This window comes from Rahnella perminowiae (assembly GCF_019049695.1).
Lineage (GTDB): Bacteria > Pseudomonadota > Gammaproteobacteria > Enterobacterales > Enterobacteriaceae > Rahnella > Rahnella perminowiae.
Window position 1 is genome coordinate 63,216 of the sequence record NZ_JAFMOT010000171.1, and the last position, 14,430, is coordinate 77,645.

Below are 14,430 nucleotides of genomic sequence, written 5' to 3' on the forward strand. Positions count from 1 at the left end.
AACATGATGCATACGCTTTTTTACGTAAAGAAGGGATTACTGATGTTCTAAAACCTGGCGCAGTGTGCCGCTGGAAGCGAAATCGAGATTTGCCATGTACCGCACATCGTCTACCGTCCAGCATTTACCCTCACGGACCATCAGCACTTCATCTTTCCAGCTTGTCGATGCGCCTTTGTCTTTTTCATGCGTGAAGGTGACTCGCAGGGGAATGTTACGGGCGTCGGTATTCGGAATGCTGGAGGCGCTGTCAACGGAGGCCGATGTCGGGCCATCAAACAAGCTGGAGAAAATGTCGCCGTCACCTGAGCCAGCACCGGTTTTTTCGTTCGGTGAGGCAGCGATATCCACTTTCGGCTGCGACTGCGCTTTCAGCAGCGCATCATACAAGGCAGTGCTCAGATAAGGGCGGTACGCGGCAAGCTGGCTGGAATTGGGTAATCCACTGCCGCCTTGTTTGATGCGAAAATCATAAAATTGCTGGGCAACGCTGTCAGGGCCGCCGTCGACACAGGGTGCGGTGCGGCTACCAATATCCTTATAGGCAGGTTCTACCGTGGTGCAGGCACTTAACATCAGCACCAGCGGGATGACGGCGACGAGAGTTTTCTTTTTCATTGTATTCCTTACTGAAAGATTGAACATTTTCACCATGACGTTCTTTACCATACAGTATAAAACCGATTTGGCTTAATGCATGGCGATGAGAAAAACAGTCACAGGCAATAACCGGATCGCGCGCGCAGGGTTTATGCTATTAATGGCATTATTGCCAGGATCTGGACGACAACTGATAAGGAATACTCATGCAAATTTCTACCACCCCGACTCTCGAAGGTTTCACCATCGCTGAATATTGTGGCGTAGTCACGGGCGAAGCGATTTTAGGGGCGAACATCTTTCGCGATTTCTTCGCGGGTGTACGCGATATCGTTGGCGGACGTTCCGGCGCTTATGAAAAAGAGCTGCGTAAGGCGCGTGAGATTGCTTTCCGTGAACTGGAAGAACAGGCCAAAGAGCGGGGGGCAAATGCGGTTGTCGGTATTGATATTGATTATGAAACCGTGGGCAAAGACAGCAGCATGCTGATGGTCAGCGTGTCCGGCACCGCAGTGATTGTGCACCGCAAATGATCTGCCGGCGTATGAAACGTGGCCTGTTGACTGCCGCATTGTTCATGCTGGCCGGTTGTCAGCACGCCAGCCAGCAGAACGCTGATGCGCCGTTCCGGCTGGAAACGGCGAGACAGGCGCAGGGCGCGGATCAGCGGATACGTTTTCTGGTGATCCATTACACGGCGGAAGATTTCAACAACGCATTAAATACGCTTACAGATGAGCACGTCAGCGCACATTACCTGATCCCGGCACAGCCGCCGCTTGAAGAGGGTAAACCGGTGGCGTGGCAACTGGTGCCGGAAAATATGCGCGCCTGGCATGCCGGCGTCAGCGGCTGGCGCGGGCGAACCAATCTCAATGATACGTCGGTGGGAATAGAACTGGAGAACAAAGGCTACAGTAACGCTTTGCTCGGCAAGAAATTCTACCCTTTCCCACCCGGGCAAATCGATTTACTGGCTAATCTGAGCCAGGAAATTGTTGCGCGTTATCAGATAGAACCGCGCAATGTGGTGGCGCACAGTGATATCGCGCCGCAGCGCAAAGATGACCCCGGCCCGCTGTTTCCGTGGCAGGAGATGGCCGAACGCGGTATTGGCGCGTGGCCGGATGCGGCGCGTGTGAATCAGTACCTGGCGGGACGTAATCCGCTGCAACCTGTCGGCCAGGCGCAGTTGCTGGCGTTGCTGAAAGCGTACGGATATTCAGTGGAAGATAATATGACGCCGCGTCAGCAGCGTCGTGTGATTGCGGCATTCCAGATGCATTTCCGCCAGAATGATTATCGTGGCAATGCGGATGCTCAAACCGAAGCGATTGTCCGGGCGTTATTACAGCAGTTTCCGGATAAGAACGACTGACATCAGCGGCTGAAGATGTCGGTCAGTCGCGTTTCGGGCCGATGCCGTGCAACCCCTGAAGTTTACCATGATCACGCAGCCAGTCGGCGGTACGGATTATTCCCTGATCGAGTGAAATCACCGGCACATAGCCCAGTTCTTTCTGCGCACGCTGTGTGTCGAGCGTGAGATCAAAATTCAGTTTTGCCACGCTGTAATGCGTCAGCACCGGTTCTTTCTGCGAGCTTTTGCTGATGTGCTCCATACCCCGGGCCATCATATCCAGCAGCGGATACGGCACTGAACGGATGCGGTATTTGATATCCAGATTTTCCATCAGCTGTTTCACCAGCGTACGCAGCGGACGCGGTTGCTGATTGGTGATATTGAATGCGCGGCCAGATTCTGTCGCCTGTGATTGCGTCGCCAGCCACATGGCATGCACCGCGTTCCCGACATAGGTCATGTCCACCAGCGCTTCACCGCCGCGAGGCAACATCAGCGTTCCGCCATATTTCAGCATTTGCAGTAAACGCGGCAACATCACGTTGTCATGCGGGCCGAAAATACCCTGCGGGCGCAGAATCGTAAAATGCGTGTGTGGATTAGACAACGCCAGCGTGTGGATCACCTGTTCTCCGGCGGCTTTACTGCGGGCAAAGGAGTTGGCGAAACGGTGGGGGCGAAAGTCTTCCCGGATATCGCGGTGATGGTGAAAATCGAAGTAGATGGCCGGTGACGAAATATGCACGAAGTTTTCCACGCCATACGCGGTGGACCATTCGCCCAGACGTCGTGTGGCGCGCACGTTCGCCAGCTCGAATTCCTGTTCACTGCCCCACGGTGACGTCAGCCCTGAGCAGTGCCAGACGGTATCGATGTCTGCCAGCAGGGCTTTGGCCTGAGCAGACACCAGCGTGGTGAGATCGGCGTGAATGAATTCTGCGCCCATTTTCTGCAAAAGCGAGCCCATGGCGGCATTACGGCCTGTCGCCCTGACTTTGATGCCTTTATTTCGCAGAAACTCAACGGCATTTCGTCCAAGACCGCCACTTGCACCGGTAACCAAAACCTTCATATACAGGCCAATGCCTTCAAAAATAGAGAAAAATAGTTTTCAGCGTCAGGGGCTCTGGCACCCCTGAGCAATAAGGGTGCCATTCTTTCGTGAAATTGTGCGGGTTGCAATGGGAAAGGGGGAAAGCTGTGTCTGAAAGCAGATTAAATGACCCTCTTTAGCGTCCGCAACGGTCTTTCTGCCGGGCAAGGCTGGCGATGCGTTTTGCCATGCCACGAAAAATAAACTGATGAGCGGGCATCATACTGAACCAGTAAAGCAGTCCGCTGAACCCCGCCGGATGCCACCATGCACGCACATCCAGGCTGCGGCTTTCACCGTTGTCGGTAATCGTGAAGGTTAAACGACCGATTCCCGGTGCCTTCATGCCAAATAACAACGCCAGTTCCCGCTGCGGTTTCAGCCCGATGACTTTCCAGCCATCAATTTTATCGCCGGGTTTCAGGAAATCCCGTTCAGGGCGACCGTATGTCACGCCACCGCCCAGTAAATCGTCGATCCGTGCCCGCGTTTTCCACAAGCCGTTGGCATAGAAATACCCTTCAGCGCCCCCAGTTTGCTGAATAACTTTCCATAATGCAGCTTTTGACGCCGACGTTTCCAGGGTGAATCCCGCCTGTTTCGGATAATAACCGTAGCCAGGCCGCCAGCGCGCGCGGGCGTCAGGATCGTATCCCCAGTCCGGCGAATCCATGATTTGTTGCTGTTCTTTTTCCAGCGTACTGCGGATCGCCTCATCAATGGGGATCAGAGTCTGCGGGATCAGCCTTTGCAGTTTCTCACTGTCGGCGGGCAGATCGTGGTTCAGCCCCTGGATCAGCGCTTTTGCCAGCGACGTGGGAACGGAGGTGATCAGGCTGAGGAAATATACCGAAACAAAAGATGTCGGCAGGGGAACGGGGATCAGCCAGCGGCGTTTACCGCTCATCGCAATGAAGCGTTTAAACAGCGCCTGATAACTGAGGTATTCCGGTCCTGCAGCCTCCAGAATCTGATTCTCTGTGGCAGGCTGCGCTACCAACCCCTGTAGGTAATTAAGCAGATTTTCCAGTGCGATAGGCGAGGACTTCGAGCGAACCCAGCGCGGCGGTGTCAGCACCGGCAGGTTGTATACCATGTCACGCATGACTTCAAAGGCAGCAGAACCCGCACCAATCACAATGCCGGTACGCAGTTCTGTCACCGGGATCGTGCTCATGCGCAGTAAATCACCCGTCAGCTTTCTTGCCTGCAAGTGCGCAGAATGGTTACCTTCGGGCTGCATCGAGCCGAGATAAACAATGTGCTTAATGGAGGAATCTTTCAGTGCAAGAAGGGTGTGCTGTGCCGCCTGCCGTTCTTTTTCGAGTAAATCATCATCTTCTGCCATGGCATGCACCAGATACACCAGTACGTCAGCGCCTTCGAAGGCGGCAGCCAGCGTTTTACTCTGATAGACATCCGCGAAGCAGCAGCGCACGTTTGGCCATTTTTGCTGTTGCAGCCATTCGATACGACGCGCGGCTGCTGTGACCTGAAAACCTTGCCGGCTCAGATGTGCCGTCAGATGTTGTCCGATATACCCGCTGGCACCGAGAACGACGATCCGGCCAGTGTGTGTGGTGATTGGCATTTCCATTTGCTCGGTCAGTGTAAGGGAGATAAAGCAGAAAGTACGGCGATACCGGGCAGGCATCGCCGCCAACCGGTCAGACTGTCAGGCGTGCTGACGCAGGAATTCCTGCCACAGCGCCACGACTTTTTGCAGATCTTCACGGCTGATATTGATATGCGTCAGCACCCGTGTGACCGGTCCCGCACTGATGATCACACCGCGTTCCTGCATCCATGGCCCCATTCGGGCTGCCAGTTCCGCGCTTTGTTTAATGTATAACACATTGGTTTGCGCACCGGGCTCAGCGATTTCAACGCCGATTTTACGCAGTTCCTGTGCCAGCCACTGTGCATTGTCGTGGTCATCTTTCAGACGCGCAACGTTATTTTCCAGCGCGTAAATCGCCGCTGCGGCCAGAATACCGGACTGGCGCATACCGCCGCCGGTCATTTTGCGCCAGCGGTTCGCACGCCCGATGTACTCTTTGCTGCCGACCAGCAGGGAACCAATCGGCGCACCCAGACCTTTCGACAGGCAGATGGTCAGGGTGTCGCAATACTGGGTTATCTCACGCAATTCTACGTTAAGCGCCACTGCCGCATTCATGATGCGCGCACCGTCGATATGCAGTGCCAGCCCTTTTTCGCGGGTGAAAGCGAATGCTTTTTGCAGGTAATCCAGCGGAAGCACTTTGCCACTGTGAGTGTTTTCCAGGCTGAGCAGGCGGGTGCGGGCAAAATGAATATCATCCGGTTTGATAGCGGCAGCGACTTTATCCAGCGGGATAGAACCGTCAGCATCCATGTCCAGAGGCTGCGGCTGAATGCTGCCAAGCACCGCAGCGCCACCCGCTTCGTACATATAGTTGTGGGCTTTCTGACCCACAATATATTCTTCACCGCGCTGGCAATGCGTCAGTAACGCCACCAGATTGGCCTGCGTACCGGTCGGTAAAAACAGCGCGGCTTCTTTACCGCACAGTTTTGCTGCCATGTCCTGCAAAGCGTTGACCGTCGGGTCATCGCCGTAGACATCATCGCCGACTTCAGCGCGGGCCATAGCCTGACGCATCGCTTCACTGGGGCGGGTTACGGTATCACTGCGTAAATCGATCAACGTGGCTTCCTTCTGGTAATTGCCCCTTCAAGGGGCAGGTATGATTATTTAATCATGCACTATAGCCCTGTCGGGGTTATCGCAGCCAGTTGGTTTTTGCCAGTTCAATCACTTCGTCGCCGCGACCGCTGATCACCGCGCGCAGCATGTACAGGCTGAAGCCTTTGGCCTGCTCAAATTTGATCTGCGGTGGCATCGCCAGTTCCTCAGTGGCGGTGATCACATCAATCAGCACCGGTCCTTCGTAAGCGAACGCATCCTGCAGGGCGGTGTCGATGTCTGAGGCTTTTTCGACACGAATGCCTTTGATGCCTGCGGCTTCGGCAATGGCGGCGAAATCCGGATTTTTCAGCTCGGTACCATCCGTCAGGTAACCGCCGGATTTCATTTCCATTGCCACAAAGCCCAGTACGCTGTTGTTGAAAATGATGATTTTCACTGGCAGTTTCTGCTGTGCCAGCGTCAGGAAATCGCCCATCAGCATCGCAAAGCCGCCGTCACCGCACAGCGCAACCACTTGCCGTGAACGGTCGATGGCCTGTGCGCCAATCGCCTGCGGCATGGCATTGGCCATCGAGCCGTGGTTAAACGAACCGAGCAGGCGGCGCTGGCCGTTCATTTGCAGGTAACGGCAGGCCCAGACGGTTGGCGTGCCGACGTCGCAGGTGAAAATCGCGTCCGAAGCGGCGAAGCGACTGATTTGCTGCGCAAGATATTGCGGGTGGATCGGCTGCTTGTCGTTTGGCGTCGCCAGCCCGTCGAGGTCTTTGCGGGCTTCTTCGTAATGCCTGAGCGCCTTGTCGAGGAACTTGCGCTCATTTTTCACCTGTAACTGCGGCAGCAGTGCGGTGAGGGTCGATTTGATGTCGCCGACCAGCGCCATATCCACATGGCAATGTGCGCCGATACTGCCCGGATTAATATCAATCTGGATGATTTTGGCATCGGTCGGATAAAACGCCCGATACGGGAATTGCGTGCCGAGCAGGATCAATGTGTCGGCATTAAGCATGGCATGATAACCGGAAGAAAAACCTATCAGCCCGGTCATACCAACACTGTACGGGTTATCCCACTCGATATGCTCTTTGCCGCGCAGGGCATGCACCACCGGCGCTTTCAGGGTTTCCGCCAGTTTAATCACTTCGTCGTGCGCACCTGCGCAGCCGCTGCCACACATCATCGTAATGTTGGTTGCGCCGTTCAGCAGTCCGGCCAGCTTTTCCAGTTCTGCCGGCTGCGGGGTCACTTTTGGCAAGACGGGCGGATACCAGCTGACTTTGGCATCTTCCGGCGCAGGCCTGAGCGCCACGTCCCCCGGTAATACGATGACTGAGACACCACGGTTAAGAATGGCTTTGCGCATGGCGATTGCCAGTACCTGAGGAAGTTGCTCGGGATTACTGATCAGTTCGCAGTAATGACTGCATTCACGGAATAACTCGGTGGGATGGGTTTCCTGAAAGTAACCGCTGCCGATTTCACTCGACGGGATATGTGCGGCAATGGCGACCACCGGGACGTGATTGCGATGGCAATCGAACAGGCCGTTGATCAGATGCAGGTTACCGGGCCCGCAGGAACCGGCGCAAACCGCCAGTTCGCCGGTAATTTGCGCTTCGGCACCGGCGGCAAAGGCGGCCACTTCTTCATGGCGCGTGCCCAGCCATTCGATGGTGCCCATGCGGTTCAGACTGTCGCTTAGCCCGTTCAGGGAATCGCCGGTTACGCCCCAGATCCTTTTTACGCCTGCGGCTTCAAGAGTTTTTGCCAGATATGACGCTACGCTCTGCTTCATCTTTATATCCCTCGGTGAATTTCATAAAAAAGACTGGATTAAGCATAGTCCACTGATTACATCCTTGAATGTTCAGTCTTAAACCATACAAAAATACACAGAGGAGGGAGGTGAAGATTTGTAAATCTGCCCGAGCAGACTGTAAAAAGCCATGTGCGGGCAGACGGCAGGTGCGGGGATCAGGCGAGGGTGACGTCCCCCTGAAGCTGACAGCTACAGGCCAGCACATAACCCTGAGCGACTTCCTCATCGGTCAGCGTCATGCGGCTGGTCGTCTGATAATCACCGGAAAGTATGTGGGTTTTACAACTGCCGCATACACCTGCACGACAGGCCGCGGTCACCGGTAAATGATGCTGTTCCATGGCAGCCAGTAAAGCAGAGCCCACCGGTACGCGGTAATTCTGTAAGGGTTTCAGGCAGGTCAGCGTCAGTTGCTGATCAGCCGATATTTCAGTTTCCGCAGCCTGAAACTGTTCCTTAATGATATTTTCTGACGTGGTACCCAGTGCTTTTGCCCATTCTCCGGCCAGTTGCATATAAGGCGCAGGGCCACAAATCATTACCCGGCGTTCATTGATATCCGGCACCTGACTGTGCAGCAAGTCCTTGCTCAGACGCCCGGCGATGTGCCCCGGTGCGGCATCATGTTCCGCCAGGATAGTCAGGTTCAGCTGTGAATATTTAGCCGCCAGTTGCTGCCACTCTTCGGCAAAGATAATGTCCTGCGGACGGCGCACGCTGTAAAAAACTTTTACGCTTTGTGCCGGATGATGCGCCAGAATATCGCGTGTAATCGACATGACCGGCGTCACGCCACAGCCAGCCGCCAGCAGTAATAAAGGCTGTTCCGTGTCACAGGTAAATTCCCCCTGCGCATCGCTCAGCCAGAGATAATCACCGGCTTTTATCTGCTGTGTCAGCCATTGCGAACCTTCGCCGCCTTCAATGCTTCGTACCGTCAGTTGAATAAAACGGCTCTTGCCCGGCGTGGAGGACAGCGTGTAGGCACGCTGTATGTCGCCACTCTGACCAATATTCACCAGTGCAAACTGGCCGGGACGATAGGGATACACATCGTGATTAATCAGCGACAGCGTGCGGACCTCCGGCGTTTCCTGCGTGACGGAATATACCTGCATACGGTTCTGGCACAAGGCGGTCGGCTGATCGGGAAATAAGGGAAAATTCATTTCAGCTTACTCCGGCAACATGGTTTTCAGATCCTGCTCAACCGAGGTAATTGCACGCAGGCCAAATTTTTCATTCAGGATCGTCAGCAGGTTTTCGGTAAGGAAGGCCGGTGCTGTCGGGCCGGTGGCAATATTTTTTACGCCCAGTGACAGGAGGGTCAGCAGGATCACGATCGCTTTTTGTTCAAACCACGACAGCACCAGGCTCAGGGGCAAATCGTTCACGCCGCAGCCTAATTTCTCGGCCAGGTTCACGGCCAGAATAATGGCGGAATAAGCATCATTACACTGCCCGACGTCCAGCAGGCGAGGCAGGCCTTCAAGTGTACCGAAATCCAGTTTGTTGAAGCGGTATTTGCCACAGGCCAGCGTCATGATCAGGCAGTCCTCGGGGACGCTGCGTGCCAGATCGGTGAAGTAGCTGCGTTCACCGCGGCTGCCGTCACAGCCGCCGATCAGGAAGATGTGGCGCAGTTTTTTGGCGGCAACCAAATCAATCACGGTGTCTGCCGCGCTGAGTAATGTCTGGCGGCCAAAGCCGACGGTAATTTCCTGCTCAATTTCGCTGTAACGGAAGCCCGCAAGCTGCAACGCCTGCGCAATCACCGGTGCAAAGTCTTCACCTTCCAGATGTTGTACGCCCGGCCAGCCGACGATGCTGCGGGTCCAGATCCGGTCGCCATAATTGCCGACGTTCGGGTCAATGATACAGTTTGAGGTCATGACGACAGGACCGGGGAATTTAGCAAATTCCACCTGCTGATTTTGCCAGCCGCTGCCATAGTTACCGGCCAGATGCGGGAATTTTTTCAGTTCGGGATAACCGTGCGCCGGCAACATTTCGCCGTGAGTGTAAATGTTGATGCCGGTGCCGGCAGTTTGCTCAAGCAGCATCTGCAAATCTTTCAGGTCGTGACCGGAAATCAGAATCGCTTTGCCTGCCAGCGGACGGACGTTGACTGCCGTTGGTTGCGGATGTCCGTAAGCGTCGGTTTCGCCTTTATCCAGAATGGCCATCACGCCAAAGTTCATTTTGCCGATAGCCATCGCGTTTGCGAGCAGTTCGCCCATGTCCGACGGTTGTGTGCCCAGCCAGGCCATCAGACGATGATATTCGGCGTAAAGGGCGGTATCGGACTGACCCAGAACATGCGCGTGCTCCATATACGCGGCCGCACCTTTCAGACCATACAGACACAGCATGCGCAGGCCGTGAATGTCATCGCCTATCTGCGCTTTGTCACCGTTGAGCGCAAATTGCCCGGCCTGTTGTTGCAGCTCGCTGAGGTTATTGCTGACCAGTTCCAGTGAGGCTAGGGGGTGACTGACGGTGACTTGCGGATCCGTCAGACGGCAGCGGACAGCCAGCGATTCGCGGTAAAGAATGGCTTCCCGGGCATACCCGACGATACGCTCAGAATCGAAGTTTACATTGGTCAGTGTGGAGAAAAAAGCGCGGGGCGCGAAGCTGTCGATCTCTTCATCGATGATGCCATAGCCTCGTGCGGTCAGTGCCCAGGCGGATAACCCTTCTAACACCGCAACCAGTAAATCTTGTAAATCAGAGGTTTCTGCCGTTTTGCCACACATACCCTGCGCATACGCGCAACCATTGCCCGCCGGGGTACGGACTGTTTGTTCACATTGCACACAAAACATAAGGAGGTCCTTTTAAAGTTGCATTTTAAATGCTTGTTTTAATGCAAGCCTAGAACCGGCTGAGACAGAATTGAAGGGATTTTTAAGACAAAGTGATGCGGAGTTGATTTATCGCAATTTTTGAGGGAGTTTCCCGCTGCACAACGGCAACGGGACGGGCAGGGATCAGGCAGAGAAAAAGGCCATTAAGACCGGGGCAATCAGGCTGAGGATAAATCCGTGTACCACGGCCGGAGGCACCATATCCAGCCCGCCACTGCGCTGTAATACCGGCAGGGTAAAGTCCATGGATGTGGCGCCGCACAAGCCAAGTGCCGTCGAACGGCTGCGGCGCACCAGTGTCGGGATCAGCATAATGGCGCAGAGTTCGCGGGCCAGATCATTAAAGAAGGCCGCGCTGCCAATCACCGGTCCGAAAGAATCCGTCAGGACGATGCCGGAAAGCGAATACCAGCCATAACCGGAGGCGATGGCCAGCCCGGTTTTCAGTGGTAAACCCAACAGCAGAGCGGCAAGAGCGCCGCCAGCCAGTGCGCTGAGGGCCACCACTATCGCCACCATCATGCCGCGCCGGTTCAGGATAATCTGACGCAGGGTCATACTGCTGTTACGCAGTTGCAGACCGACCAGTGCCAGCAGGAATAACAGCGCAATTTCACTGGCCTGCGACGCGAAAGTCAGCCAGTGCCATTGTGTCAGACCCAGGGCAAAACCGCCGACCACCACGCCGCACAGTTTCAGTGATTCCAGCGCCATATGAATGCGGGACGGTAATTTTTCCTGTTTATACTGTGTTTTCCAGGGCCTGCGGCGTTCCAGCAGCCACAGCGCGGCATAGTTCATCACGAAGATGCACAGGAAACTGACGGCGGCATATTTGAAAATCAGTACCAAATTCGCGCTGAGGTTATCGAGGAAAGCCAGACTGACGCCCATAATGAACAGGATGACGTACACCATCCAGCTCAGTAACTGGTTTACAAGATGCAACAGGGCACGGTTTTTTAGCGGAATGAGATAGCCGGCAATCAGCGGCAGGAGAATAATTAACAACCCGGAGTACATGATGCAAAAGTCCCTGAAAAGTGAGGTTCCGTGAGTAGAGCGCAGTACAGAAAATACCGCCCGCCACGCTAACGAAAAGTTATCTGACTGTAAAGCAGCTTTGGCACACAGAGATATCGTTGTGAGCTTGACCTGAACCAATTTTTAACGCCATGCTCAGGAAAGCTTTGAGCGCACAGGAGGCGTCTGATGTATCTGGAACGTATTGATATTGTCGGTTTTCGCGGGATTAACCGCCTGTCTTTGACGCTGACGCAGCCCGCGCAACGTGGCGCATCGATCACCGGTTCTTCTCATCAGGGGCAGGCCGAATCCTTTCTGACCAACACGGTGTTAATCGGCGAGAATGCCTGGGGGAAATCCAGCCTGCTCGATGCGTTAACTTTGCTGCTTTCTCCCGAACCCAAACTGTATTGCTTTAAGGAGGAGGATTTTTATTTCCCGGCGGGCGAAGAAGAATCTAAATCACAGTATCTGCACGTAGTGTTTACCTTCTGTGAGAATCAGGCCGGGCATCACATGTCGCCCCGTTTTAATCCGCTGTCACCGCTCTGGGTTAAATGTGCTGACAAACTGAACCGTATTTATTACCGGCTGGAAGGTGAACTGGACGATGATGGCAGTGTGATGACGCTGCGCAGTTTCCTGTCGTCGAATGGTCAGCCTTTAAACCTGGTGACAATAGATCCGCTGGCGCAGGCGCTGATCCGTCTGAATCCGGTATTACGTTTACGCGATGCCCGCTTTATCCGTCGCCTGCGCAGTGAAACACTGGCACCAAGGCTGGCAGCCAATAATGAAGAACTGGCAAAACAGCTGGATGAACTGACGCGCGAGTTGGTTCACAGTCCGCAGACCCTGAAAAACAGCGAGCTGCGCAGCGGCCTTTCGGCGATGCGACAGTTGCTGGAGCATTATTTTGCCGAGCAGGGCACTTCCAGCAGCGCGCCGTGGCAGCAAAAGCGTCATGGCCGCGCGGAGAGCCGCCGTGCCTGGCGTTCACTGGATAACATCAATCGTATGATTGCCGAACCCAACAGCCGCAGTATGCGGGTGATGTTGCTTGGCATGTTCTCGACATTATTACAGGCCAAAGGCTCGGTGGTACTGCACCCGGATGCACGGCCGCTGTTACTCATTGAAGACCCCGAAACCCGTTTGCATCCGATCATGTTGTCAGTGGCCTGGGGATTACTGGATCAGTTGCCATTGCAACGCATTACCACGACCAATTCCGGTGATTTGCTGTCGCTGGTGCCGGTTGAGCAAATATGCCGGCTGGTGCGTGAGTCCGGTCGCGTCGCGGCTTACGCCATCGGGCCGGAAGGGTTAAGCATGGAAGACAGCCGCCGCATCGCTTTCCATATCCGCTTTAACCGCCCCTCGTCGTTATTCGCCCGGTGCTGGTTGCTGGTGGAAGGCGAAACCGAAGTCTGGCTGCTGAATCAGCTGGCGCGCCAGTGTGGCTATCATTTTGAATCGGAAGGGATCAAGGTTATCGAGTTTGCGCAGTGCGGCCTGAAGCCTTTGCTACGCTTTGCCCGGCACATGGGTATTGAATGGCATGCGCTGGTCGACGGTGACGAGGCAGGGCGCAAATATGCGGCAACTGTGATTGCTAATGTCGAAAACCACGACGATACGCTGCGTTACCGTCTGACAGCGTTACCCACTCAGGACATCGAACATTTCCTGTATCGTGACGGTTTCGAAGACGTTTATCGCAAAAATGCGGCGATACCGGCCAATGTGCCGATGTCGCCGAGAAGAATTATCGATAAAGCGATTCACCGCAGTTCGAAACCGGATCTGGCGATTGATGTGGCACTTGCGGCGTCACTGAGGGGAACCTCGTCGATCCCTGCGCTGTTGCGGCAAATGTTTTCCCGCGTGGCATGGCTGGCACGCGGCAGGGCAGATTAAGCAGCCTGGCTGTTTTCAGTCAGCACCGGATGACCATGACCGCCGGAGAAAGTTTGACGGATCTGCGTTTCCAGATCGTCTAACAGCTGGTAACGGCGACGGTATTCCGAGCGTCGTTTACTGGCAATTTCTTCCAGCGGGCGGTGGGCAATTTGCGACGGTAAGTGGAAGTAGCCATCATCGCCCGGTTTGGCGTCCAGGGTTTCCCAGAAACTGTCGTAATCGGCAAACACCATTCCTTTGCGTTTTTTGTAACGCGGATTTTCATAGATATGGGTGTGATTACCCACCGCGATGATTTGCTTCATGCCAGTCACATCCGCAAGGGTGGTCAGTGCTTCAATCACCAGGCGTTTAGGGAATAAGCCGTGGCAGGCTTTGGTCGCAATCTGAATTTCCTGATGATCGACATGCGCGCGGGGTCCCTGCAATGCACCGATGAACAGCGTCGGACGGTCCTGATAGTTGATAAACGAGAACGTCACAATCGCAATCGGTTCACCCTGAGGATTATTAAAGGTCAGCGTGGCTTCCCCTTCTTTATCCAAACGGCTGATGGCATTAAAAGTGACAGAAAAATGCTGTCCTTCTTTGCCGGTCACCGTGGCAATGGCCATCGTTTTTTTATTCAGATAGCCATGATTAATCGCTTCAGGCAGACAGTGGCCAATCATATCGTAATGATCGGTGATACGTTTCATTGCCTGTTCCTGCGTGATATTTGCTGCCTGATATACCCGGTGTAATTTACACGGCAGGCCTGGCATCGCGGTCAGGATCTCGTCGCGCTGCGGGTGTTGTGCCAGGTAACTGAGTAATCCGAACGTTCTGTACGGATTGATCAGCGTGCGGAAAAGGAATTTTAAGCGATAGCGCGGTAATTCCCATGACGGCCCGGGCGTTATCTGACGGGAGAGCAATGCTTTCATTAACTGAAGGCCGGAAAGTGGCGCCTTTTCTACGGAAGGGTAGCCGAAAGTAGTCATGGAAATACCTGTTGTTATAAGCCAGAGTTTTGTAGTGGCTATTTCATCAGGCCAAGAATAA

Annotated in this window: 12 protein-coding genes; 3 read left to right on the forward strand and 9 right to left on the reverse strand. The window is 54.4% G+C overall.

From position 1 onward, the window contains the following. Positions 1-36: 36 nt before the first annotated feature. Positions 37-618, reverse strand: coding sequence for a lipoprotein (locus tag J1781_RS10015; protein ID WP_129952462.1), 582 nt, complete (start codon positions 616-618; stop codon positions 37-39). A 188-nt stretch (positions 619-806) separates the two neighbouring features. Between J1781_RS10015 and J1781_RS10020 the strand changes: the two genes are divergently transcribed. Together J1781_RS10020 and J1781_RS10025 are read left to right on the forward strand one after the other, a co-directional pair. Next, the gene (locus J1781_RS10020) at positions 807-1,133 is read left to right on the forward strand and encodes a heavy metal-binding domain-containing protein (protein ID WP_013574757.1); all 327 of its coding nucleotides are present in this window, start codon (positions 807-809) and stop codon (positions 1,131-1,133) included. Between the two features lie 11 nt (positions 1,134-1,144). Further along, positions 1,145-1,978 (forward strand): N-acetylmuramoyl-L-alanine amidase, encoded by an 834-nt coding sequence (locus J1781_RS10025; RefSeq protein WP_217158851.1) that lies wholly within the window; start codon positions 1,145-1,147, stop codon positions 1,976-1,978. A 22-nt stretch (positions 1,979-2,000) separates the two neighbouring features. Here J1781_RS10025 and J1781_RS10030 read toward each other — a convergent pair whose 3' ends face one another. From J1781_RS10030 to J1781_RS10060, 7 genes are all read right to left on the reverse strand, one after another. Further along, the gene (locus tag J1781_RS10030; RefSeq protein WP_217220151.1) at positions 2,001-3,035 is read right to left on the reverse strand and encodes a 3-beta-hydroxysteroid dehydrogenase; all 1,035 of its coding nucleotides are present in this window, start codon (positions 3,033-3,035) and stop codon (positions 2,001-2,003) included. 157 nt (positions 3,036-3,192) lie between these two features. Then, complete coding sequence (locus tag J1781_RS10035; RefSeq protein ID WP_217158874.1) at positions 3,193-4,647, reverse strand: DUF2867 domain-containing protein; 1,455 nt, start codon at positions 4,645-4,647, stop codon at positions 3,193-3,195. A gap of 84 nt (positions 4,648-4,731) precedes the next feature. Then, a complete protein-coding gene (ltaE, locus tag J1781_RS10040; RefSeq protein ID WP_217233499.1) occupies positions 4,732-5,745 on the reverse strand; it encodes a low-specificity L-threonine aldolase in 1,014 nt (337 codons plus the stop codon). A gap of 76 nt (positions 5,746-5,821) precedes the next feature. Then, positions 5,822-7,543, reverse strand: coding sequence for a ubiquinone-dependent pyruvate dehydrogenase (poxB, locus tag J1781_RS10045; protein WP_129952466.1), 1,722 nt, complete (start codon positions 7,541-7,543; stop codon positions 5,822-5,824). 179 nt (positions 7,544-7,722) lie between these two features. After that, positions 7,723-8,736 carry an NADH oxidoreductase gene (hcr, locus tag J1781_RS10050; RefSeq protein WP_217233500.1) on the reverse strand — a complete coding sequence of 338 codons (1,014 nt, stop codon included), beginning with the start codon at positions 8,734-8,736 and terminating at the stop codon, positions 7,723-7,725. 6 nt (positions 8,737-8,742) lie between these two features. Beyond that, positions 8,743-10,395 carry a hydroxylamine reductase gene (gene hcp / locus J1781_RS10055; RefSeq protein WP_129991230.1) on the reverse strand — a complete coding sequence of 551 codons (1,653 nt, stop codon included), beginning with the start codon at positions 10,393-10,395 and terminating at the stop codon, positions 8,743-8,745. A 165-nt stretch (positions 10,396-10,560) separates the two neighbouring features. Continuing rightward, positions 10,561-11,460, reverse strand: a complete 900-nt coding sequence (locus tag J1781_RS10060) for a LysO family transporter (protein WP_129952469.1) — start codon at positions 11,458-11,460, stop codon at positions 10,561-10,563. 189 nt (positions 11,461-11,649) lie between these two features. Between J1781_RS10060 and J1781_RS10065 the strand changes: the two genes are divergently transcribed. After that, positions 11,650-13,383 carry an ATP-dependent endonuclease gene (locus J1781_RS10065; RefSeq protein ID WP_129952470.1) on the forward strand — a complete coding sequence of 578 codons (1,734 nt, stop codon included), beginning with the start codon at positions 11,650-11,652 and terminating at the stop codon, positions 13,381-13,383. Here J1781_RS10065 and J1781_RS10070 read toward each other — a convergent pair. Further along, a complete protein-coding gene (locus J1781_RS10070; protein ID WP_217233501.1) occupies positions 13,380-14,369 on the reverse strand; it encodes a VirK/YbjX family protein in 990 nt (329 codons plus the stop codon). The two genes, J1781_RS10065 and J1781_RS10070, sit on opposite strands and share 4 nt — an antisense overlap. Positions 14,370-14,430: the final 61 nt, after the last annotated feature.